The organism is Virgibacillus sp. 7505, from assembly GCF_002272135.1.
In the GTDB taxonomy this organism is placed as follows: domain Bacteria; phylum Bacillota; class Bacilli; order Bacillales; family Amphibacillaceae; genus Terribacillus.
Genome location: NZ_NPBF01000005.1, coordinates 72,780 through 96,180, shown reverse-complemented (window position 1 = coordinate 96,180; position 23,401 = coordinate 72,780). Strand labels below are relative to the sequence as shown.

At 45.0% G+C, this 23,401-nt stretch carries 22 protein-coding genes; 9 read left to right on the top strand and 13 right to left on the bottom strand.

Features of this window, described 5'->3' with window-relative positions:
• Positions 1-32: 32 nt before the first annotated feature.
• From CHH91_RS01830 to CHH91_RS01820, 3 genes are all read left to right on the top strand, one after another.
• Positions 33-1,346: an MFS transporter gene (locus CHH91_RS01830; protein ID WP_176465632.1), complete on the top strand. Its 1,314-nt coding sequence runs from the start codon at positions 33-35 to the stop codon at positions 1,344-1,346.
• 18 nt (positions 1,347-1,364) lie between these two features.
• The gene (gene gudD / locus CHH91_RS01825; RefSeq protein ID WP_095221395.1) at positions 1,365-2,729 is read left to right on the top strand and encodes a glucarate dehydratase; all 1,365 of its coding nucleotides are present in this window, start codon (positions 1,365-1,367) and stop codon (positions 2,727-2,729) included.
• A 104-nt stretch (positions 2,730-2,833) separates the two neighbouring features.
• On the top strand, positions 2,834-3,544 hold the full coding sequence (locus CHH91_RS01820; protein ID WP_286160667.1) for a FadR/GntR family transcriptional regulator: 711 nt from the start codon (positions 2,834-2,836) through the stop codon (positions 3,542-3,544).
• Between the two features lie 217 nt (positions 3,545-3,761).
• Here CHH91_RS01820 and CHH91_RS01815 read toward each other — a convergent pair whose 3' ends face one another.
• Positions 3,762-4,958, bottom strand: a complete 1,197-nt coding sequence (locus CHH91_RS01815; protein WP_095221391.1) for an MFS transporter — start codon at positions 4,956-4,958, stop codon at positions 3,762-3,764.
• A 123-nt stretch (positions 4,959-5,081) separates the two neighbouring features.
• On the opposite strand from CHH91_RS01815, the gene CHH91_RS01810 reads away from it, so the two are divergent.
• Positions 5,082-6,005: an alpha/beta hydrolase gene (locus CHH91_RS01810; RefSeq protein WP_095221389.1), complete on the top strand. Its 924-nt coding sequence runs from the start codon at positions 5,082-5,084 to the stop codon at positions 6,003-6,005.
• A 150-nt stretch (positions 6,006-6,155) separates the two neighbouring features.
• Here CHH91_RS01810 and CHH91_RS01805 read toward each other — a convergent pair whose 3' ends face one another.
• Positions 6,156-7,568 (bottom strand): hypothetical protein, encoded by a 1,413-nt coding sequence (locus CHH91_RS01805; protein WP_286160662.1) that lies wholly within the window; start codon positions 7,566-7,568, stop codon positions 6,156-6,158.
• Positions 7,569-7,957: 389 nt separating this feature from the next.
• Between CHH91_RS01805 and CHH91_RS01800 the strand changes: the two genes are divergently transcribed.
• From CHH91_RS01800 to CHH91_RS01790, 3 genes are all read left to right on the top strand, one after another.
• Positions 7,958-8,251, top strand: coding sequence for a DUF3139 domain-containing protein (locus CHH91_RS01800; RefSeq protein WP_095221387.1), 294 nt, complete (start codon positions 7,958-7,960; stop codon positions 8,249-8,251).
• A gap of 322 nt (positions 8,252-8,573) precedes the next feature.
• The gene (locus tag CHH91_RS01795) at positions 8,574-10,475 is read left to right on the top strand and encodes a beta-glucoside-specific PTS transporter subunit IIABC (RefSeq protein WP_095221385.1); all 1,902 of its coding nucleotides are present in this window, start codon (positions 8,574-8,576) and stop codon (positions 10,473-10,475) included.
• A gap of 22 nt (positions 10,476-10,497) precedes the next feature.
• On the top strand, positions 10,498-11,937 hold the full coding sequence (locus tag CHH91_RS01790) for a glycoside hydrolase family 1 protein (RefSeq protein ID WP_095221383.1): 1,440 nt from the start codon (positions 10,498-10,500) through the stop codon (positions 11,935-11,937).
• A gap of 80 nt (positions 11,938-12,017) precedes the next feature.
• On the opposite strand, the gene CHH91_RS01785 is transcribed toward CHH91_RS01790, so the two are convergent.
• From CHH91_RS01785 to CHH91_RS01770, 4 genes are read right to left on the bottom strand one after another with little or no spacing between them, the layout of a single operon-like run.
• Complete coding sequence (locus tag CHH91_RS01785; RefSeq protein WP_095221381.1) at positions 12,018-13,085, bottom strand: ABC transporter substrate-binding protein; 1,068 nt, start codon at positions 13,083-13,085, stop codon at positions 12,018-12,020.
• On the bottom strand, positions 13,082-13,888 hold the full coding sequence (locus CHH91_RS01780; RefSeq protein ID WP_095221379.1) for an ABC transporter permease: 807 nt from the start codon (positions 13,886-13,888) through the stop codon (positions 13,082-13,084). Before CHH91_RS01780 ends, CHH91_RS01785 begins: the two co-directional genes overlap by 4 nt.
• Complete coding sequence (locus tag CHH91_RS01775) at positions 13,881-14,690, bottom strand: ABC transporter permease (RefSeq protein WP_095221377.1); 810 nt, start codon at positions 14,688-14,690, stop codon at positions 13,881-13,883. The genes CHH91_RS01780 and CHH91_RS01775 overlap by 8 nt, the downstream gene beginning before the upstream one ends.
• Positions 14,680-15,777: an ABC transporter ATP-binding protein gene (locus tag CHH91_RS01770; protein ID WP_095221375.1), complete on the bottom strand. Its 1,098-nt coding sequence runs from the start codon at positions 15,775-15,777 to the stop codon at positions 14,680-14,682. The genes CHH91_RS01775 and CHH91_RS01770 overlap by 11 nt, the downstream gene beginning before the upstream one ends.
• 163 nt (positions 15,778-15,940) lie before the next feature.
• On the opposite strand from CHH91_RS01770, the gene CHH91_RS01765 reads away from it, so the two are divergent.
• Positions 15,941-16,240 carry a hypothetical protein gene (locus tag CHH91_RS01765; RefSeq protein ID WP_095221374.1) on the top strand — a complete coding sequence of 100 codons (300 nt, stop codon included), beginning with the start codon at positions 15,941-15,943 and terminating at the stop codon, positions 16,238-16,240.
• A 130-nt stretch (positions 16,241-16,370) separates the two neighbouring features.
• Here the strand turns inward: CHH91_RS01765 and CHH91_RS01760 are convergent, their stop codons facing one another.
• The 4 genes from CHH91_RS01760 to CHH91_RS01745 all read right to left on the bottom strand — a co-directional run bounded on the left by CHH91_RS01760 (position 16,371) and on the right by CHH91_RS01745 (position 19,308).
• Positions 16,371-16,595, bottom strand: coding sequence for a hypothetical protein (locus CHH91_RS01760; protein WP_095221372.1), 225 nt, complete (start codon positions 16,593-16,595; stop codon positions 16,371-16,373).
• Positions 16,596-16,681: 86 nt separating this feature from the next.
• Entirely contained in the window at positions 16,682-17,113 is a 432-nt protein-coding gene (locus tag CHH91_RS01755) for a hypothetical protein (RefSeq protein WP_095221371.1), read from the bottom strand.
• Positions 17,114-17,209: 96 nt separating this feature from the next.
• Positions 17,210-18,442, bottom strand: a complete 1,233-nt coding sequence (locus CHH91_RS01750) for a glycosyltransferase family 4 protein (protein WP_095221369.1) — start codon at positions 18,440-18,442, stop codon at positions 17,210-17,212.
• Between the two features lie 128 nt (positions 18,443-18,570).
• On the bottom strand, positions 18,571-19,308 hold the full coding sequence (locus CHH91_RS01745) for a glycosyltransferase family 2 protein (RefSeq protein ID WP_095221367.1): 738 nt from the start codon (positions 19,306-19,308) through the stop codon (positions 18,571-18,573).
• 93 nt (positions 19,309-19,401) lie between these two features.
• Here CHH91_RS01745 and CHH91_RS01740 point away from each other — a divergent pair, with 93 nt between their 5' ends.
• Positions 19,402-20,490, top strand: a complete 1,089-nt coding sequence (locus CHH91_RS01740) for a glycosyltransferase family 4 protein (protein WP_095221365.1) — start codon at positions 19,402-19,404, stop codon at positions 20,488-20,490.
• Here CHH91_RS01740 and CHH91_RS01735 read toward each other — a convergent pair.
• Genes CHH91_RS01735 through wecB form a run of 3 tightly spaced genes read right to left on the bottom strand, consistent with a single transcriptional unit; the run spans position 20,469 to position 23,375 of the window.
• Positions 20,469-21,305: a dTDP-4-dehydrorhamnose reductase family protein gene (locus tag CHH91_RS01735; protein ID WP_095221364.1), complete on the bottom strand. Its 837-nt coding sequence runs from the start codon at positions 21,303-21,305 to the stop codon at positions 20,469-20,471. The genes CHH91_RS01740 and CHH91_RS01735 overlap by 22 nt on opposite strands.
• A complete protein-coding gene (locus tag CHH91_RS01730; RefSeq protein ID WP_095221362.1) occupies positions 21,305-22,291 on the bottom strand; it encodes a polysaccharide biosynthesis protein in 987 nt (328 codons plus the stop codon). The genes CHH91_RS01735 and CHH91_RS01730 overlap by 1 nt, the downstream gene beginning before the upstream one ends.
• Entirely contained in the window at positions 22,284-23,375 is a 1,092-nt protein-coding gene (gene wecB, locus CHH91_RS01725; protein ID WP_095221360.1) for a non-hydrolyzing UDP-N-acetylglucosamine 2-epimerase, read from the bottom strand. Before wecB ends, CHH91_RS01730 begins: the two co-directional genes overlap by 8 nt.
• Between the last annotated feature and the right edge of the window lie 26 nt (positions 23,376-23,401).

Here is a 23,401-nt window from a genome sequence, read left to right as displayed (position 1 = left end):
ATAAAGTCAGAGATAACCTGCAGAATTCACAGATGAAGAAATCGAAGGTCCGTTGGTTTATCGTCATGATGTTGTTTTTAGTCACATCCGTCAACTATGCTGACCGAGCAACGATCAGTATAGCGGGAGATGCATTGCAGTCAGACCTCGGATTGAATGCTGTCAGTATGGGTTATGTGTTTTCTGCATTCGGCTGGGCTTATGTAGTCGGGCAAATACCAGGCGGGATATTGCTGGATAAATTCGGTTCCAAGCTTGTTATCGGAATGAGCATTTTGTTCTGGTCAATTTTCACTTTGCTGCAAGGAGCAATCGGCTTTTTTGCCGCAGGAACTGCCATTATCGTCTTATTTGCTCTTCGTTTCCTTGTCGGTTTTGCTGAAGCGCCGTCATTTCCGGGAAACAGCCGAGTTGTCGCAGCTTGGTTCCCGAGTAATGAACGGGGAACAGCATCAGCTATCTTCAATTCAGCTCAGTATTTCGCACTTGTCATCTTTTCACCGCTGATGGGATGGCTGACTTACAGATTCGGCTGGGAGTCTGTCTTCTATGTAATGGGAGCAATCGGTATCGCTTTGGCATTTGTATGGCTGAAAGTGATCCGTAATCCGCGTGAGCATCCGCGGGCAAACCAAGCGGAAATCGATTATATCGAAGCTGGCGGCGGAGTCGTGGATATGGATCAGAAGAAGGAAAACACTGGGGAGAAGCAATCTCAGTGGCCATTCATTAAACAGCTGTTGAAAAAGCGGATGCTGATTGGTATTTATATCGCGCAGTATTGTATCACAACACTGACCTACTTCTTCCTGACTTGGTTCCCGGTTTATTTGGTTCAAGGGCGCGGCATGTCTATTCTAGAGGCGGGGTTCATTGCTTCTCTGCCAGCAATTTGCGGTTTCCTCGGGGGAATCCTTGGCGGGATGTTCTCCGACTTCCTTCTCCGGAAAAATCTTTCTTTGACGATTGCGCGTAAGACTCCGATTATCATCGGAATGCTGCTTTCCTGCACTATGATCATTTGTAACTATGTCGATGCAGAATGGCTTGTGGTAGTTATCATGTCACTCGCTTTCTTCGGGAAAGGCTTTGGTGCTTTAGGCTGGGCAGTCGTTTCGGATACCTCTCCGAAGCAGACAGCTGGTGTCAGCGGAGGGCTTTTCAATACATTCGGAAACATTGCTTCCATCACAACGCCGATCATCATTGGATACATCGTAAATGCAACAGGTTCCTTTAATGGTGCACTAATATTCGTAGGAGCCAATGCACTTGTTGCCATCCTAAGTTATCTATTCATCGTTGGAAAAATCGAACGCGTAGAATTGGAAGCGCCAACAAAATAACTGGAAGGGGATTGAAATATGAACCAAGTATCAGAGAATATAAAAGCAGAGAAATCAAGTCACGTGCCAGCTGTTACAGAGATGCAAGTGATTCCGGTGGCTGGCCGGGATAGTATGCTGCTTAATTTGAGCGGTGCACACGGCCCATATTTCACACGTAACATCGTTATTCTCAGAGATAATTCTGGTGCTGTTGGTGTTGGGGAGGTACCGGGCGGAGAGAAGATCAGACAGACGCTTGAACAAGCGAAAGCCTTTGTAATTGGGGAGTCAATCGCCTCTTATCAAGCAATCCTCAACCAAGTAAGACAGCAATTCGCTCATCAAGATGCAGGAGGCCGTGGTGAACAAACTTTTGATTTACGCACAACGATCCATGCAGTGACAGCGTTGGAGGCGGCACTCCTCGACTTGCTCGGCAAGTTCCTGCAAGTTCCAGCCGCTGCGCTTTTAGGCGAAGGACAGCAGCGCAGCGAAGTGGATGTGCTTGGATATTTGTTCTACGTCGGCGATCGCGGACAGACAGATCTTGCGTACAAGAGTGAGCCTGATGCAAAATCGGATTGGTTCCGTTTACGCAATGAAGAAGCATTGACACCAGAAGCCATCGTACGTCTGGCAGAGGCAACATATGAAAAGTATGGTTTCCGGGATTTCAAGCTAAAGGGCGGAGTACTTGCTGGTGAAGAGGAAATACAAGCAATTGAGGCATTAGCCAAACGATTCCCGGATGCCCGGATAACACTTGATCCGAATGGGGCATGGTCCCTGGATGAGGCAATTCGCCTCTGTAAAGGCAAGCATGCTATCCTGGCATATGCAGAGGATCCTTGCGGGGCTGAGAACGGCTATTCCTCACGCGAGATTATGGCGGAATTCCGCAGAGCTACGGGACTGCCGACTGCCACGAATATGATTGCTACTGACTGGCGTCAGATGGGGCATGCCATCCAGTCGCAGGCAGTAGACATTCCGCTTGCCGATCCGCATTTCTGGACGATGCAGGGCTCTGTAAGGGTCGCGCAGATGTGCCATGAGTGGGGACTTACCTGGGGATCGCATTCCAATAATCATTTTGACATATCTTTGGCTATGTTCACACATGTTGCGGCAGCTGCACCTGGGAATATCACAGCTATCGATACACATTGGATCTGGCAGGATGGACAGCGATTGACAAAAGAGCCATATGAAATTATCGAAGGAAAGCTAGCGGTACCCGATAAGCCTGGTCTGGGAATCGAGATTGACATGGAGCAGGTAGAAGAAGCCCATAAGCTGTATAAATCGATGGGACTTGGTGCCCGGAATGACGCTGCAGCCATGCAATATTTGATCAGGGATTGGAAATTCGATAACAAGAAGCCTTGTCTTGTTCGATGATAGATTCGGAGTCGCATCTTTATGAGCGGCTCTTTTGTATGCGTTTGTATTTTAGTGCCATTCCCAGTATCATAGGTTTATCACATATAAAGGTGTTGGACATGATGGAGAGAGACCCATTGCAAATGAACGTGGAGCACGTCAACAGAAAAACATTATCCAAACAAGTCGTGGAACGGATTTTGCATCTGCTATCGAGCGGCCAGCTGAAGCCGGGGGACAAACTGCCCACCGAAGCGGAATTTATCACGATCCTCGGCGTGAGCCGTACTGTTTTGCGTGAAGCCTTGAGTGCATTGGAGACCCTCGGCATCATCACACGCAAAACACGGGAGGGCACTTATTTCAATCTGAAGGTTGGCTCGGCACCTTTCTCGGATATGCTTAATTTAGCAAGTGATAATATCCAAGCGATCATCGAGGCAAGGATCGTATTGGAACTCGGACTGATTACTATCGCAACGGAGAAGATTACCGACGAACAGCTGGAAGAACTATATGAAACGATCGTGGAAATCGAGGAATCACAGGACAATAACTACGGACAGGCGGATAAACGATTTCATCGGATCATTGCCTTAAGTGCGAATAACCTGATTCTCGATGGTATGATTCACTCGCTTCTCTTATATCATGCAAAAATCAATAACCATATCATTGTAAGGGAAAAAGGAAAGACAGTAGCACATCACAAGCGTATATATGAAGCATTGAAGGAAAGAGATGCATACAAAGCGCATACAGCAATGTATGAGCATCTGCGCTTTGTGCAGAAGAAGATTCTCGAAGGACAGCAGGAGAAAAAAGGTGAATAGAAAGAAGCAGCGGTTCCGCAGCCGCTGCTTCTTTTATTTATTCATTATCGGATTCTTCTTCATTCAATTCAAACAGATGATCTAAGTAGGGCTCCAGCTCGAATGTATCTTCCTCGGCATATGTTGTGAAAACGTCTTTTGTTAATGAACTCATGATTTGAATCCTCCTTGTGATTGGGTTTGTAGTAATAAGATACCCAATCTAGCAAACTGCTAATCATCCAATTTTTGGTCTGGAGGCAACTTTTTCTTGCTTGAAGTTCCGTTTGACGGAGAGAACCTGCATCACGATCATCAAAAGATTCACAGCTATCAATACAAATATGGAATAAGAAAAGCTTCCGGTCATATCATTGACAGCCCCTAGAATAACAGGGCCGAATGATCCGAGGATATAGCCGACTGCCTGCACCATGGCAGACCAGGAGGCTGCTGCCTGATGGGTTGTTGTCACATCGATCGGAAGCAGCAAATTCATAGCGAACAAACCGCCGGCCCCGAGGCCGATGAAACAAGCTGCCAGCCAAGGGAGGAAGGATAAGGAGATCATCCCAAAGCCGATCAATTCGAAAAGGGCGGCCGTTACAAGCCAGAAGAGACGGCTCGGAATCTTCTTCAGCAGATAAGGTATGGCTAGGTTAGCAGGTACTTGCAGAAGCATGAATATGACGAGCAAGTTGGCTGCATAGATTTTGCTGTACCCCATATTTTCTACAATTGGGGGGAGCCAAGCAGTCAACGAATAGAAAATAAACGACATACCACCGAAGGAAAAGGTAAGCAGCCAGGCATTCCACTGGTTCCAAGGCAGTTTCTCTGCGCCGCCGAATGTTTGGATTGCCCTATCCTTCTTTTTTTGAGGCAATACGACGAGGACCCATATTATGATTGCTGCAAGTGCTAATAATGACCAGGCAGCCAAAGAGACTTGCCAGGAATCAACAATATGCTGAATCGGTGCTGCACCCCCGGAAGCCATGCCGGCACCAACAGCTAAGGCAGCAGTATAAATGCTGATCATAAACGCACTGCTATCAGGAAAGTATTTTTTGATGAACCCGGAAAGCAGGGGGCTTGCAGCTGCAATACCGATTCCTGCCAGGAATGCAGTTGACAGAAGGAAGAAGGAAGTATGAGTGAACAGGCGAATGATGGTACCGATGCCAATGACGGCTAAGGACCAGCCGATCACATATTCAAGCGAGAAGCGATTGGCCAACTTGGCGGCAACCGGTGAGAAGATCCCCATACATAAAACGGGTATGGAAGTGAGCAGACTTGCGCTGGATGCATTCATATGTAATTCCGATTGAATGATTTCAATAAGCGGTGAAATGGAGTTGATTGCCGGGCGTAAATTCAGTGCTGCTGCGAATAAAGCAATGCCTAACCAGATATACGTTGATTTCTTCATAAGCTGTACTCCTGTCAGTATGGAATTATCTTATTGTAAACCTTGTTAGAGGGTGCTGCAAAGCACCCATGTTTAAATTACAGTAAGATAGTGGAAAAAAGAATGGAAAAAGGGGGAACTATCATGGCATTGAATCCAAGAATACAAGCATTTTTGAAAGAAGTGAATGCTCAGCCGATACCGCTTGAAACGGTCTCACCCGAACAGTTTCGCAACCAAGCAAGAATGCAGGATGATGGACCGAAACAAGAAGTAGCTAAAGTTGAAGACCGTCAAATCGAATTAAATGATCGGGTGCTGCCGATCCGTATCTATCGTTCTGAAAATAAGGTGCAGCCAGCATTGGTCTTTTATCATGGCGGCGGCTGGGTTGTCGGCAGCATTGAATCACATGATGCAACTTGCCGTGAGATTGCCAATCTGGCAGATTGTACAGTGATCTCGGTAGATTACCGGCTGGCACCGGAACATAAATTCCCGGCAGCCGTGGAAGATGCGTATGATTCCTACCAATGGATAACCGCCAATGCAGAAGGGTTAGGAATCGAACACAACAAAATAGCTGTCGGTGGGGATAGTGCAGGTGGGAATCTGGCAACAGTTGTATGTCTGCTGGCAGAGGAAAGAAGCGGACAAAAACCTGTATTCCAATTGCTTCTATACCCATCGACGGGATATATCGGAGAAGAGCCGGCTTCGCTGCGTGAAAATGCGGAAGGCTTTTTATTGACCAAACGTTTAATGCATTGGTTCCGCAGTCATTATTACCGGACGGAAGCAGACCGTTTTAATCCATATGCATCGCCTGTTCACTCTGAGCTGCTCCATACATTGCCGCCTGCAGCTATTTTGACAGCTCAATATGATCCATTGCGGGATGAAGCACTGGCTTATGCTGAACAGCTAAAGCAGGAGGGTGTCGATGTTTTCGTGAAGAATTATGAAGGGCTGATTCATGGGTTTGCTGGTTTTACAGCTCAAGTAGAGGAAGCGCATCAAGCTGTCGCAGAAGGAGCTTCTCAGCTGAGACAAGCTCTGTATAAATGATCGTTTGCTGTTCCCCCTCCTAGGAGAAGTCTAAAATCATAAAAGCATTGTAATGGAAAAACCGTACTAAAATCTTCACATAATAGAAGATCTCACTTAGTACGGTTTTTGATTTAGGTAAAACACTTATGTCTAAAGTCCCTGTATCTCTTACAATAACCAAATTCCGATGATGGTAGAAAGTAAAAGTCCGGTAACGACTGGGATAAAACATTGCCGCACTAATTCCATCACCGGCACCCGTGCAAATCCAGCGATCGCTACAATAGAAGACCAGGCAATAAGCGTGCCGCCACCAACCCAAACCGCTCCCATTTGTCCAATTGCAGCAAGCGTAGAGGCATCCATACCGACAGCAGGTGCTAGGGCGCCTGAAAGGGCCCCGACGAGAGGGAGCCCGGAAAAGCCTGAACCGTCCAGTCCAGTTACCATGCCGACTATCAGTAAACCAAATCCGGCGAAAATAGGATTCTCTGGAATATAGTGCTGACCAGCTTCTACTAAATCAAAGAGAAAGGAAGGAGCCTGCGCCGCCTCTTCCAGACCGAATATCCTGGCAGATATTTCTCCGCTTCCTAAAAAGAAAAATCCTGCAATCGGAATTACCGGCCCCATTGCCCGGAAAGAAAAGGTGAAGCCGTCTACCAAGTGGTCACTCACATTATGCAAGGATTGTTTCCAATTGTAAGCGGCTGCTGCAGCAATCATTAGAAGGATAGCAGCACCTCCAATTAAAGCAGCACCTGCCCCGCCCTCAAGAGAAGCTGTATTGCTGAAGGCCGTATAGGCCATGTAGATAACGACAACAAGAAAGGCAGCAGGCACCAGAATTGCAAACAAGACACTGAACCTCGGGTTATTACCTGAATGAGCTTCACTGGACGCATCGTTCCCATTCCATCTTTCCAGATGCACATTGGAAGGGGCAGAGATTTTTTTTCGAATACGGAAGTATGCCAGCAGTAAGGCTGTGATTCCGGTGATAAGCGATAATATAAGCGCTTTGTCCGCCACCGCAGCTGTCTCTACACCAGCGGCTGTTGCACTCAGCATTGGTGCGATTTTAATAATATAGTCAGCAGAAAGGGCCATACCTTGGCCGGAAATCGCCATTGCCACACCAGTAGCTAGTGGCGGCAGGCCGGCTTTGATTGCAACAGGGAGCAGAATTGCACCTACGAGCGGTACGGCAGGTGTAGGCCAAAAGAATAGGGAAATACAGTACGTAATGAATGCCAATACCCAAAAGGAAGTATGGCCGTTAGTCATAATATAGCCAAAAGGACGGATCATCCGTTCATCAGCCCGTAATGCTTTTAAAGACTGCAGCAAAGCAGTCATAACGGTAATGATTAAGAAGATATTAAATAGTTCCGAGGCAGCTGTGAGACTTGCGCTGAAGGTTGCCTGCAGTCCCTCCACAAGCGTCCCCGTGTACGTCCAACCTACTAAGAAGGTCATCAATAATGCTGGAACCAGCACATTCTGCCGAACTAGCATCGTTAAAATAATCAAAAGTGTTCCTGCCAGATACATCCAATGGGCCATTGTCAGGTCCGTCAAGCGGGTTCCTCCTTCATCTCATCATGTGCCATAGCCTATGTAAGACAGAAGGTACCGGTGACTATTGCTTCATTGGAGCGTGTAAATGAATGAGAGGATTCCCCTATGTGTGCAATGTACGAGAGCTAAACGAAGTAAAGAGAAGAGGAAAATGAATTCGGTCAGCTTTCCTATGTGGAACGTCAAGTAGATTACCACCAGAACAGCTGCTATTTCAATTATTGCAAAAGGAAGAGATTGAAATAGACCCTCATCACCATTTTCTTTTTTGACGTTTTTTGTAATAGGGATTGGTTTTATACGCTCTTTTATGCATCATAAAATAATTTATGATGACTATACCAACTTTTACATGATATATTCAGGTAAAAAACGATAAGAGGAAAATTATGAAAAAGACCATATTGATTGTAATCGCTATTGTGATGCTCATTCCTATTGCTATTTGGGGTTACATTTCATATAGAAAATACAGTGCCGAAGAAGCTGTTCATGAATATTTGCTTAATAAGAGTACTGAGGAAACTGATATTATTAGTATGGAACCTTTCATTGCAAATTTGAGAGGTAACGCGAATTATATGGTTGCTGTTAGGTTGAAAGATGATAGTAAAGTCTACTATTATTACAAAGACGGTGACGATGTCATATTTGAATCCTCAACTATTAGTCAACTGAATTAAACAGGCTGGGCTAATTTAAGCCTTGCCTTCTTTTGTTGTTGGTTAGTAATATATCCATAAAAAAATATAGTGAAAGCGTTGACAATAATCCGCTTACATGATAAATTGAGTGTGTAATACAAACAACCGAATACAACTATCCTTTAGGATTGTTACTGATAAGCAGGCAAAACCTAAATTATATTCCGAAGACAGAGGAAACTCTGTGCACGGTGTGTAGTTTGGGTTTTTTTGTGTACAAAACCATGAGCTTATCAAAGAAAAAAGGATAAAGGCGGCATCCTTTATCCTCACTATAATATCCCCGAATGGAGGGTCTATCATGAATCATCGTAAAACAGCAGAAGAAATTTTGCAATTGGTAGGCGGAGAATCGAACGTACAAAATGTCATCCATTGTATGACACGCCTTCGCTTCAACTTGTACGATAACAGTAAAGCAGATCGTCAAGCATTGGAGCAGGTAGATGGTGTTCTTGGTTCCAATATCAGCGGCAGTCAGTTTCAGCTGATTATCGGCAATGAGGTACCTAAGGTTTATAAGGAAATTATAGCAAATAGCAATCTAAGTGAATCAAAGAGTACAGAGGGCGAAGAATCGAAACAAAAGAAAAATGTAATCAGCTCTATCTTCGACGTTATTTCCGGTGTATTCACACCGATTCTGCCAGCTATCGCAGGTGCCGGTATGATCAAGGGTATTGCGGCGCTGCTAGTGACATTCGGCTGGCTGCAAGAAGCCTCCCAGACGTATCAAATCCTGACTGTAATCGGAGACGGTGCATTCTACTTCCTGCCGATACTTCTGGCAATCAGTGCAGCACGTAAATTCGGGTCCAATCCGTATGTGGCAGCTGCGATAGGAGCAGCCATCCTGCATCCGACGCTGACTGCTATGTTCGCAGAAGGAGGATCCATCTCCTTTGTCGGATTGCCAGTAACAGTCGCAACCTATTCATCTACGGTCATACCAATCTTGCTGGCTATCTGGATTGCGTCTTATGTGGAGAAATGGGTAGACAGTGTAACACATGCTTCCTTAAAGCTGATCGTTGTCCCGACAGTAACTTTATTAGTTGTAGTTCCAGTTACCTTGATTACAGTAGGGCCACTTGGAGCTATAGCCGGTAACTACTTGTCTACGGGAACAAACTTCTTATTCCAGAATGCTGGAATAATCGCTATGATCCTGCTTGCAGGAACGTTCTCGCTTATCATCATAACTGGTATGCATTACGCACTTGTACCAATTATGCTGAATAATATTGCAGTAAATGGCTTTGATTACATGATTCCGGCCATGTTCCTTGCCAACTTTGGACAAGCTGGTGCTGCATTCGCGGTTGCAATGCGATCTAAAAACAAAAAATTCAAGTCGTTGTCCTTCACAACTGCTTTAACAGCAACTATGGGTGTTACAGAGCCTGCTATGTACGGAGTTAATATGCGATTGAAGAAACCATTCGTTGCAGCCTTGATCGGAGCTGCAGCCGGTGGATTACTATATGCACTTACGGATGTAAAAGCCTATATCGTTGCCGGTATGGCAGGACTTCCAGGTCTTCCGACTTTCGTAGGACCAGAGTTCATCTTTGCCATTCTTGGTCTTGTCCTGGCATTCGTTGCAGCAGCTATCATGACATGGATCATGGGCTTTGAAGATGTTGCAGCACCTGCTGAGGAAACAACATCGACAGAAGAAAAAGCAGTAGATACAGCAGAAGAAACAGATTCTGAGAGAGCATCTGAAGTCATCGCTAGTCCGCTGACAGGAGAGGTTCGCTCGCTTGCAGAAGTAAGTGATCCGACATTTGCGCAGGAAATCATGGGTAAAGGTACAGCAATCTTGCCGGCAGTAGGTGAAGTAGTATCTCCTGTAGATGGTGAAGTAGTTACGTTATTTGCAACAAAACATGCTATTGGCTTAAGAAGTACAAATGGCTCTGAAGTTTTGATTCATGTCGGTATTGATACGGTGAAATTGAATGGGGAGCATTTCACAGCTCATATCGCCTCAGGTGATAAAGTCCAAAAAGGACAAAAGCTTGTATCCTTTGATATAGAAGCCATTCAAGCTGCAGGATATGACGTAATAACACCTATTATCATCACAAATACAGCTGAATATGAAGATATCACAGCACTTGCAGAAGGAACTATTACCAGCGGGGAAGCAATACTGGATTTGGCAGTTCCTGCAACTACATCAAAAGAAGCATCCTAAATCATAAAAGGAGAGATAAACTATGACAAATCAAACAGTATTTCCACAAGGATTTCTATGGGGCGGCGCAACGGCAGCTAACCAAATGGAAGGAGGCTTCCATGAAGGCAATAAGGGCTTGAATATCGCGGATGTACTTCCAGGCGGGAAAGAGCGTCTGCGCATCTTGGCAGAGCCAGGGTTTGATTTTGAAATCGATACGGATAAATACTCGTACCCGAACCACGAAGCAATCGACTTTTATCATCGTTATAAAGAAGATATCGCACTATTTGCGGAAATGGGCTTCAAAGTATTCCGTATGTCCATTGCTTGGACTCGTATTTTCCCGAATGGTGATGAGCTGGAGCCGAACGAGGAGGGGCTTGCTTTCTATGATCGTGTGTTCGACGAGCTGCTTAAGCACGGTATTGAACCGGTTGTTACTATCTCTCATTATGAAATGCCAGTTAACCTAGTGAAAGAATATGGCGGCTGGAAGAGCCGTGAGGTCATCACTTTCTTCGAGCGTTATGCAAAAGCTGTTCTGGATCGTTACAAAGATAAAGTGAAATATTGGATGACATTCAATGAAATCAATAGCGGACTTATCATGCCGATCATGAGCTTAGGTTTCTCCATCCAGCCTGGTGAGCATAAGTACCAATCAGTAGTCCAAGGTCTGCATCATCAGTTTATTGCCAGTGCAAAAGCTGTCCAATACTGTCACGAAGTAAACCCAGAGGCACAGATTGGCTGCATGATTATTTATGCACCGGTATACGCATATGACAGCAAGCCGGAGAATATCTTCTACGCAGATCAGGAAGCTCGCTTGTTCAATAACTATTGCGGAGATGTGATGGTTCGCGGTGCATATCCAGCATTCGCTAAACGTTTCTTCAAGGAACAAGGTGTGGAGCTCCAGATTGAAGAAGGTGATTTGGAAACTATCGAAGCAGGAACAGTCGATTACATTGGTTTCAGCTACTACATGTCCCGCACAGAGAAAGCAGAAAAGAGCGATGAAGAGAAGGCACAGGGCAATATCATGTCTGGTGTGAAAAACCCGTTCTTAAAAGCAAGCGACTGGGGCTGGGAAATCGATCCATTGGGTCTGCGTATTGCATTGAATGATATGTATGATCGCTATCAAGTGCCATTGTTCATCGTGGAAAACGGACTTGGAGCGTATGATAAAGTCGAAGAAGATGGCAGCATCAACGATGATTATCGCATCGAATACCTTCGTGATCATATCAAAGCGATGGGTGAAGCCATTGAAGATGGCGTGGATTTGATGGGTTATACAAGCTGGGGCTGCATTGACTTGGTAAGTGCCTCTACAGGGGAGTACTCTAAGCGTTATGGTTTCATCTATGTCGATAAGCATGATGATGGAAGCGGTACGTTGGAGCGAAGCCGGAAGAAATCGTTCCATTGGTATAAAAACGTGATTGAAACAAATGGTGCACAACTGTAAGCAGATGAAAACCTTATCCAGATGAGCTGGATAAGGTTTTTTTCATTGAAAAAAGCATGCGCCGTGACGCATGCTTTTGCTTATTCCATCTTGAATTTCAGGAATAATTCATTATACTTAGCCAGGTTTTCTTTGCCGAGGTTCTCATATACTTCGAGACGATCTGTCAGTTCCGTCGGCGGGTAAAAGCGTTCATCATTGACCATTTCCTCCGGCATATATTGCAATGCTTCTTTGTTCGGAGTGGAGTAGCTTACATACTCGGTATTTTGTGCAGCGATCTTTGGATCAAGCATGAAGTTGATGAACTCATGTGCAGCGTCGATATTCTTGGCTGTCTTCGGAATGACCATGTTATCGAACCATAGATTGGAGCCTTCTTCTGGAACGACATAGTCGAGGTCCTCATTTTCAGCCATGATCTCAGATGCATCCCCAGACCACGTTATTCCAATGGAAACCTCCCCGGATGCCATCAGCAGCTTATTTTCATCCCCAAGCAATGCTCTGACATTCGGTTTCAGACTGACCAGCTTGTCATAAGCTTCTTGTAAATGTTCTGGGTCTGTATCGTTGAGGGAGTAATGAAGGCTGTTAAGTCCCATTCCCATAATTTCACGCGCACCATCAATCAGTACGATTTTATTTTTTAAGGCCGGATCCCATAGATCTTCCCAGCTGTTAAAATCGATACCCTCAATCTGCTTGGTATTGTACACAATACCAACAGTTCCCCAGAAATATGGTACAGAATATTCGTTTCCAGGATCAAACGCCAGATCCATGAATCGGGGATCGATATTTTTCAGGTTCGGTATCTTGCTGTGATCGATCGGCAGCAGCAAATCCTCTTCCTTCATTTTTTCAATTGTATACTCGGAAGGTACAGCGACATCATAGCTAGTTCCGCCCTGCTGTATCTTTGTCATCATTGCTTCATTCGAATCGAATGTTTCATAGACGACAGTAATACCTGTTTCTTTTTCAAAAGCGTCAATTACTTCTGGATCTATATAGTCGCCCCAGTTATAAACGGTAAGCGTATTGCCGCCAGAGTAGCCTTGTGATGCATTCAAGCGAGAAATCGTAACAAGCAGAATAGCGCTCACAGCAATGATCACAACGGCTAAACGTATCAGCTGCTTCATTTGAGCACCTCCAGATCAGGTGATCTCTTGCCGCGTCGGGTAATGAAATAATAAATGACGACTATCAGCATTGTAACAAGGAAGATGATTGCCGAAAGTGCATTGATGGACAAGGAAATTCCCTGTCTTGCCAGGGAATATATCTCGACAGACAATGTGGTGAAGCCATTTCCTGTTACAAAGAACGTAACAGCAAAGTCATCGAGCGAGTAGGTAAGTGCCATGAAAAAGCCAGCGAATATACCTGGAGTGATATAAGGAATCACAACTTTAGTGATGACTTCCCAGCGTGATGCCCCCAAATCTCTTGCTGCATCAAGCAGAGAAGGACTCATCTCGGACAGCTTAGGCAGCACCATTAAAACGACAATCGGGATACTGAAAGCGATATGTGACAGCAGCACCGAATAAAAGCCAAGCTGAATGCCCGCGATCGTAAACAGGATGAGGAAGGAGGCACCGATGATGACATCCGGGCTCACAATCAAAATATTGTTCAGTGACAACAAGGTATTCTTCGTTCGGCTGGAACGTATTTTATAAATCATCATCGCACCAAGCACACCGATGATTGTTGAAATCAAAGCGGAGAGGAGGGCAATGACGATGGTATTCAAAACAATGATCAACAGTCGAGTGTCTTGAAACAGCTCTTTGTACCAATCAAACGTAAAGCTCTCGAAAACATACATATTGCCGCCGCTGTTGAACGAATAAAAGATCAGGTAAAAGATGGGCAAATACAATAGTGCAAACATGATGATCAGAAAAATTCGTGATAGGGGAGAAATTCTTTTATCCACGTGCTCTCCTCCTTTTCGTTCCCGTTGCAAACATGATGATGAACATGAATATGATCAGGAAGACAGCAATTGTCGATCCCATACCCCAATTCTGTGTAACTAGGAATTGCTGTTCAATCGCAGTACCGAGTGTAATCACCTGGCTGCCGGCGATAAGCCGAGTCAGCATGAACAATGACAGAGCTGGAATAAACGTAATCTGACAGCCTGCTTTCACACCATCAAGCGTTAAAGGAAAAACAATCCGGCGGAATGTCGTCCAGCGTGATGCCCCCAAATCATTCGCTGCATCTAAATAAGTTGGGTTCAGCTTATCCAAGGCATTGAAGATTGGGAGAATCATGAATGGAATGAAAATATAGACAGAAACGAATACAAAGCTGAAATCTGTAAACAGAAGCTGTTTTGAACCAATTCCGATTGTTTCCAGAAATTTATTGGCCATGCCGTATGTGCCAAGAATACCTAGGAATGCATATGCTTTTAATAATAGATTGATCCAGCTTGGGACAATGATCAATAAAAGCCATAATTGTTTATGCTTCAGCTTTGTAAGCAAATAAGCTGTCGGGTAAGCAAAGAGCAAAGTGATAAGCGTAATTAAAAATGCATACCAGAAGGAGCTTAATGTCATCTCCAGATAAATAGGCGTAAAGAAGTTCCGATAGTTAGTCAGGGAGAAATTCCCGTTCAAATCCTGAAAGGAATAATACAGGACCAATAGAATCGGAGCGATAACGAAGAAAGCAATCCAGATGACATAAGGAATCGTATACAGGTTGCGAGTCGTCTTATTCTCCATCGTCGTATGCCTCAAGTCGTTTATCGAACTCTTCCTCCGTCTCATTCAGACGCATCACGTGAATGGCTTCCGGATCGAATGCTAGTCCGATTTCCTCTCCGACAACAGCTTTCTTCGTAGAATGAACCAGCCATTCGTTACCAGCATCATCGTAGCTGGATATTTCGTAATGAACTCCGCGGAATAGCTGGGAATCCACTTTCACGCGCAGGTTACCAGCCTCTGCGCTTGTTATATGCAAATCCTCGGGACGGATGACAATTTCAACAGGTTCATTCGGCTGCAAACCCTGGTCGACACAGGCGAAACGTTTGCCGGTGAACTCTACTTCATAATCCCGAATCATCCGGCCATCCACAATGTTGGATTCTCCGATAAAGTCAGCCACAAAACGGTTGATCGGCTCATCGTATATATCTGTTGGTGTGCCGCTTTGTTCGATTTTGCCATTGTTAAGGACAAATATCTCATCTGAGAGTGCCAGTGCCTCTTCCTGATCATGCGTTACAAAGATGAACGTGATACCTAGACGCTGCTGCATCTCACGCAACTCGTACTGCATTTCTGTGCGTAATTTCAGGTCTAGCGCTGATAAAGGCTCGTCCAGTAAAATTACTTCCGGTTCGTTCACAACGGCTCGTGCAATTGCAACACGCTGACGCTGCCCGCCGGACATTTCACTGATTTCCCGTTTTTCATAACCTGCCAGATTGACGAAGCGCAAAGCTTCTTTCACCTTTTCATCGATCTGCTTTTGAGGCATCTTTTTGATGCGCAGACCAAAGGCGACATTTTCATATACATTTAGATGAGGGAATAGAGCATAATCCTGAAATACTGTGTTCACAGATCTTTTATTGGCAGGGATTTTATTCAGAGGTTTCCCATCGAATAGCATCTCACCGGAAGTCATTTCTGTGAACCCTGCAATCAGACGTAAAATCGTCGTTTTTCCGCACCCGGAAGGACCTAAAAGGGTATAGAATTTACCACGCTCGATTTCGAAGCTGACATTGTCCAAAACGGTGGTATCTTTATCGTACTGTTTCATTACATTGTTGAATTGAATGATCGGTTTGTTTGTCATTGTCATCTCCCTTGTTTCTTTTCCGTATTTTCATTCTAAAAAACTTGACGTACCATTATACGACATAAAAAGGCACGACGAATAGATTTTTTTTCTGATGGAACATTTTCCTGTATGATACGTATATGTAGAAAATCGAGTACGTATAGAGAGGGCGAAATTTATGTCTGCAACGAGAACCATGAAGCTGATTACAGGTATTCTGGAAGCAATCTTAGCTATTCCTGTCCTTGGCGGAATTATCATATTATCCAATGGGTGGATGCCGCTAGTGATCATGCTCGTGCTTCATATCATTACACTGGTGCTCGCTGTTCGGGTTCAGGGACCGCTCGCTGGCAGCATCATCGGAATTACCGCATCCGCTCTTGGATGGATACCTTTCGTTGGATGGATCCTGCACGCAGCAGCAGCTGTAGTATTGCTGGTAGAGACTTTCTCCAGACAGCTTCAGCGGCGATAATAATAGCATAACCATAATCGAAAAAGACTGCCGTCTCTTAAGGCGGTCTTTTTGGGAAAGTTCGGAACACGCTTTACCTATTTTCATCCATGCAAAAACGGCAACCCAACTGGATTGCCGTTTTTATTTATTAGTAAGGCAGTACAGGTGTACGAGGAGATAGGAATGAAGCTCCGGGCTGATTACCCCAGATAGTACCGCCAACTTCTGGATCGACGTCAAATCCATCCTCAAAGTCATCATCACGACCACGACCACCGTCACGATCGTCATAGAATTGTGCGAAGTACTGACCAGTAACTCTTCTTCTTCCTAGAAAACTACCTTGCATATCTGCCGAATCATTTCTAGGCATTAAGTTCACCACCTTTCTAAAATAGAATATGAATTCAGATTCGAATAGTCACGGCATTTTAAGCAGAGAATTCGTCTAATCTACCATTAGCCTGTAAATGCGATGCCGTAAAAGCTTTCCGGACCTACTCGAACTGTTCCGAGTAAGTTGGATGAAATGAACGCGGTATACGTAAGCTGTCCGTTAACAGGTGATGAGACATTCACATCAGCTGCAACGAAGTTGAATGCCTGCGGCCCGAGAATTTCAAGATCCAAGTTAGACGAAGCAGAGAAAATAACTGGATCCGAAATTTCTGTACCACGGACGATGGTGACACTGACAGTTGTCAAAGCTGGCAGAAGGGGTAGCTGCAACGAGATAATGCCGCTCATCTGCACTCGGATCGGAGTTGTCGTTCCGGCAGTGATAAGCCCAATCTGACCGAAAGCCTGCGGTGTACCGACTGTGACAGGAATGGAAATAGAGTTCGATGTGCTGGCATTTTGGGATGTTCTAGCATCTAGTACTGTAACCAAGTCTATGTCCTCCCTTCATATAGAAGATACTGTAATATATGAACGTATCTTCATTCTGTAAAGGACAGCCATCTTGGTACAAGTTCACCGTTTCTATCAGTCTGGCAAAGAAAGGGCTTTTTTATAGAGTTTCTCTGTGTTTTTGCCCATGTTTACTAACGACCATTGCTGTCTCGCCCAAACTTCGGCTTGCTTAGACACTTGCTCCCTCAAAGAAGGATCAGCGAGCAAGCGAGCGAGCTGATGTGCAAGGCTTTCCGGTTGGCCGGCTTCTGACAGAAGTCCGGTAACACCTTCTTCAACCATTTCTGGCAGTCCTCCCGCGTTACTCACCACCACTGGTATACCGCTAAGCTGCGCCTCCATGACGGAATGAGGCTGGGTATCCTGCAGGCTTGGCAGGACGAAGATATCGGCAGCCTCCAAGAAATCCTTCACGTTCGGCACAGAACCAAGCAAGCGGATGTCGGATAATAGATCCGCATCTTCCATCTGATCTGTAAAACGCTCAATTGCTTCCTCGAAACCATCGCCGAGAATCCAGCATTCCCAGTTTGTGTTGACCATCTTCAGCTGACGCAGTGCCTCAATAAGCACATGCACGCCTTTTAACTGTACGAGCCGGCCGACAAAAAGAATGACCGGCTTGGTGGCAGCTGGTATTCGTTCAAGCTGCTGTGGACGACTGTTAAAAGACCCAATGTCCATTCCATATGGGAACTGAACAAATCGATTCTCCGGAATCCGGTGCTGCCGGATCAGATCCTCCTTCGTAATATTCGCTTGCGTATGGATGAATTCACTAACATGACAGCCAATATGTTCGAGATGCTCATGATATTGGTATTCCAAGCTGCTATACAGTTCTTCGTTAGATTTTCTCGGGTAAATGCCTTGGAGTACCAGGAAAATTTCCTTCGTCAAATAGCCATGGACACTTGTGACAAGAGGAATGTGATCCGGCTTGATTCTTTTCATAGCATTAGCGGCAATCACATCCTGTGCGTGGATGACATCATATTTGGAAATATCCAAAGCAAGAGCTGTCAATTCCAGGCTGTAACGCAAGACCTCCGTCGTATGAATCCAGGAACCTGCTTCAAGATTCGGGAAGGCAGCAGAGAGCTCAGATTCAATATGAGGGCGAATATCGGCAACCTGGAAGGGAGCTTCCTGACCGATGATTCGGTATTCTGATAGACTTTCCGTCTGTGCAAGGACGTCAACATCATGTCCAATCCGTCTTAGTTCATTTGAAAGATTGTTCACGACTGTCCATAGGCCGCCGACATGCGGAAGCGGATAATAGGAAACAAGCAGTATTTTCATAATAGGCAGCCACCTTTAAGTTGTTTTGCGGTGATTTTCCATCAGCGGGAAGAAACGAACATCCGGAAGGGTATAGCCCGCTGGAGCCCGTTTGATCAGTAATTCGAATTGCTGTTTATCCATCTTGTTCACTCCTTGTTGAACGATGCATATTTCTCCAGGTATTCATCCAGTATTGGGCGGTAATAATCTTCTATTGTCTTGATTTCATGCTTTATTTGAGGCTGGAATCTAGATGTGCCGGAGTCTGCGTGTGAGCGGAAATGAATCAGCACTTGATCTATATAATGCATATGGAAACCTGTGAGGAGCATCCGGAACCACATATCATAATCATGGGTATACAAAAAGCCCGGATTGAAAAGGCCAGTCGTGTCAAAGACATCTTTTCGAGCGACGATCGTACATCCGTTAACCGGGTTTTCCGTACGGAAAGATTCGTAGACTTCCTTCTCATTATTGGCAGGAGAAAAACGTTTGCCGCACCAAGGGTAGAAAACTTGATTATCTTTATCTATTAAATGGTAGTTCGCAAAACTTACAAGTGCGTTGTTGGCAAGCATATAGTTCATCTGCACTTGTATCTTCTCTGGCAGGAATATATCATCGGAGCTGAGCCAGGCGATATAATCTCCAGTGCTTTTTTCAATACCGAGATTCAAGGCGGTAGCTGTACCACCGTTTTCCTTCCGTATATACGTAATATGTTCCATATACGGTTCGAGCTTATCCATTTCAGTTGTGGACCCATCATCAACAAGCAGTACCTCAATGTTCGGATATGTTTGATCTAAGGCGCTTTGAATAGCATGAGGGACGTATTTGTCATTATAAAATGGGATGATGATCGTTACTTTTGGCAGCAAGTTTGCTTCCTCCTCTAGTCGTCATAAAATAAGCTGCTCCAGCATAAGCATGGTAAGGATGAACTTTGGCACGCCTAATGAAGGAGGCAGGACATGAAGGTGTTATTTGTGTTTTACGTACCGAGCGGCGGTGTTGAAACACTCAATAGACAACGGCGGGCAGCCCTGGAGCTTGTGGGTATCTCTTCACATTTTCTGTATTATGGGAAACGTCGAGACTTAGTAAATGACCATGGCGCGCCATTATATATTACGAATGAGGACACCGAACTCAAGCAAATATTTGATGCAAACGAGTTTGACGCAGCAATCGTAACCTCCGATTTTCTCAGCTTCCCGCGTTTTCGCAGGCTTGGCTTCAAGGGGAAACTGATTCTTGAGGTGCAGGGGTTCGGACCGAAGGAATTAGCTTATTCCCAATTGAAAATGGCTGTACCGATTGTGAATAACTATGCCAATGCTTTGCTGCATCCCATGACAGATCATATAGCAGATATCTATCAGGAGTTCTATCCGAATACGCCGACATTTGCTTTTGATAATTGCTTTGATGCAAGCGCCTTTACCTACTTGCCCGGAACTGCAGCAAAAAAGCCTATCATTGCTTGGATTGGCAGAATTGAAGACAATAAGAATTGGCGAGAATTTTTGAAAATAGGTCATAAGCTGCTTACAGAACTGCGGCCGGATTTGCAGCTTTATATGTTCCATGATCCTTCTTTAGCAGAACCTAATGAGAATATTGCTTTTGAACAAATGCTGGACAGCTTGCAGCTGAGGAGTCATGTCTCCATCCTGCCAGATGTCCCGCATCAAGATATGTCGTATTATTTTTCCTTAATTGCTGATTCCGGCGGCTTCCTATTGGCCACTTCCAAAGTCGAAGGAGCTGGATATGCTGTGCTGGAAGCAATCAGCTGCGGCTGTCCAGTCGTTACGACAGATTCAGATGGCGTCAGAAGAGCAGTCATTCATAATGAAACAGGCAAGTACTATCAAATCGGCGACATGGATTCCGCACTTCGGGAAGCAAAGGAAATGATGGAAAACACCGAGCTGCGTAATCGTATAAGGGAAAACGCCATCCGCCATGTAAAGGAGCGTTTCCATTATTCTGCGTACGCAGCATCTTTCAAACAAATGCTGCTTGCATTAGGTGTTCAGGATGATAGCAAAGGATAATATTTTCTTTGTTCTTCGAGCATCTCGCGAAAAGATGGTACAGCATATGCTGGTGAAACCCTTGTGTTTACAATTGTCCGATCCAATACATGGCCGGCGTCTGGAATGATCTGGACGTCGTCTTTTTCGTATACACTCTTAAATAACAGCAGCAATTCAAGCTTGCTGATCGTATCTGAAGGACATAAATGAAAAAGACCGCTCGTCTTCTGCTGAATAAAGAAATGAGTCGCTTTTGCTAATTCAAGCGTTGTTACCCCATTCCAGAGAACACGTTCGTAACCTTTTATCTCGCCGCTTTGACTCATGAACCAATGAAAGAGGCCGATGCCATCGTCTTTCAACTCAGGTCCGATGATGGAAGTGCGGATAGTGAGGTGAGGAGCAGTTGTTACTTCTCCGAGCTGCTTAGATTGGGCGTAAACAGAATTTCCATCCCGGAAATCTGTTTCTGTGTAACGTCCTTTATCACCTGAAAATACACAATCTGTACTGATTTGAATCAGACGTCCTTGCTGCCTTTCCATGAAAGCGGCAAGCTGGTGGGGCAGTAAGCTATTGACGCGGAAAGCGAGCAAGGGATTCTGTTCAGCTGCTGCGTTCAAGATACCAGTACAGTTGATCACAATATCAGGGTTCTCAGAAGCTATTAGTTTCTCTAGTGAAATTGTATCCGTAACATCAAGATAAATACTCCTCTTATCCGTCTTGTCACGGGAGGTGAAGCGGACCTCATATTCCGGCTGTCTGCGCAGGTACTCATACATCACATGTCCTGCCATACCTTTACCGCCGAGGATAAGTATCTTTGTCATCAGATAAAACCGCCTTTGGATAGCATGGTTTTGATTTCCTCCATGGAAAGCAGGTTTTGGCTGGAGTTGTAGTTGGTGATTTCCACCTTCTTGTAGTCTTTATACCGTTTCTTTATCGCTTCGGATTTGATATCCGGTAGAATGACGAAGTAGCGCTCATCATAAAGAATGGCAGAGTGGCTTTCATTTACTGTCAAAAGCAGCTCGTGAATTTTTTCACCCGGGCGAATACCTAGTATTTCGAATTCCACATCGGTACTGCCGGATGATTCCATCAGGACTTTTGCCAAATCAGTAATTTTGATTGCTGGCATTTTCATAATGAATATCTCCCCGCCAACTGCTTCGGAAGTAGCCTTGAAAACAAGTTTGATGGCATCTTCGACAGTCAGGAAGAAGCGGGTCATATTGGGATCTGTTATCCCGATTTTTTCCTTTTGCTTTATAGCCTTTTTGAAAACGTGGATGACACTTCCGTTTGTACCGAGTACATTCCCGCCGCGGATGCAGACGAATGTTGTATTGGCGTGCAAAGTATTGGCATGCGTGATCAGCCGTTCTCCCATTGCTTTGGACAATCCATAGAAATTGGCTGGATCAGAGGCTTTGTCTGTGGAAATATAGATAACTTTATCAACGTTATGGTGAATAGCAGCCTCGATGACGTTCTGGGTTCCGATAACATTTGTCTTGAGTGCTTCCAGTGGTTGATCTTCACAAACGGGCACGTGTTTCAGTGCAGCCAGGTGGAATACATAATCTGCTCCGTCCGTAGCCTCGATTAATGCCTCCCGATCCCGGATATCGCCTATTTTGAAGTGAAGTTTAGGATTATTATTGAATTCCTGCTTCATTGTGAATTGATGGGATTCATTACGGGAGAAAATCCGTATTTCCTTCGGGTCATGGAGCAGCAGCTGTTTTACAAGCTCATACCCCCATGAACCCGTTCCCCCTGTAATGAAAATTGTTTTATCCTTATACAATCTCCAAACCTCCTAAAAGAATTTTAATCACTTTATCCGAAACGTGGGAATCTGCATATCCTGCAGGGAACTCCCAATCTTTTGAACTTGCAGCCATGATCAAGGCGGACCGCTCGATAGCTGCTGCGTCAATGCCAGACACCATGTTGCTGCCGCATGCGACCGTTTCAGGACGTTCTGTCGTTTTGCGGACAGTGACAGTCGGGACGCGGAAAAGGCAGCATTCTTCCTGTACTGTGCCGCTATCAGTCAGGGCAAGGAAGGCGTACTTTTCTAATGTGACGAAGTCGAAAAAGCCGAAAGGTTCGTAGAATTCGACGAGCGGACTAAGTGTCAATTCGTCCGTTTTTGTGATTTTGGACTTTGTACGTGGGTGGATGCTGCATATCATCCGCTTTTGAAGATTCTCGGCTGTTTCACTTAAACCAAGAAGAATCTCACGAAGCCGATCGGGGTGATCGACATTTTCCGCCCGGTGGATAGTCGTCAGCAGATACTCTTTGTTCTTCAGCTTAAGCTCTTTCAATATCCGGCTCTTGCGAATGTCAGAATCATAGTGTTTCAATACTTCATAAATTGGATTGCCGGATACGATTACACGTTTTGCTGGCAGACCTTCACGCAGCAAATTCTCCCTGCTTCCGGGAGTATACGGTAAATTGAGGCTGGAGATTGCATCAATGACCCGCCGGTTTTTCTCTTCCGGCACCTCTAAGTCAAAACAGCGATTGCCCGCCTCCATATGAACTACCGGTATGTGCATCCGCTCAGCAAGCAAAGCGCTTAGTGCACTATTGGTGTCTCCGAGAACAAGTACTTTGTCAGGTTTTTCATCGAGCAGGATGGCTTCCATTTCTTTATACATGGTTGCGAGCTGTTCCCCTAGTGTCTGCTGGCTTTGCGACAAGATATAGTCTGGTTTTCGAATCTGCATTTCAGTGAAGAATACATCACTCAAGGTGGAGGTGTAGTTCTGTCCTGTGTGTACGAGAATATGCTTATCTGCGAGCAGATCCAGTTTTTTAATAATGAGAGACAGTCGGATTATTTCTGGTCGTGTTCCTAAAACAGTTAAAACCTTCACAAATAACCTCCTTTAAAACCGCTGTT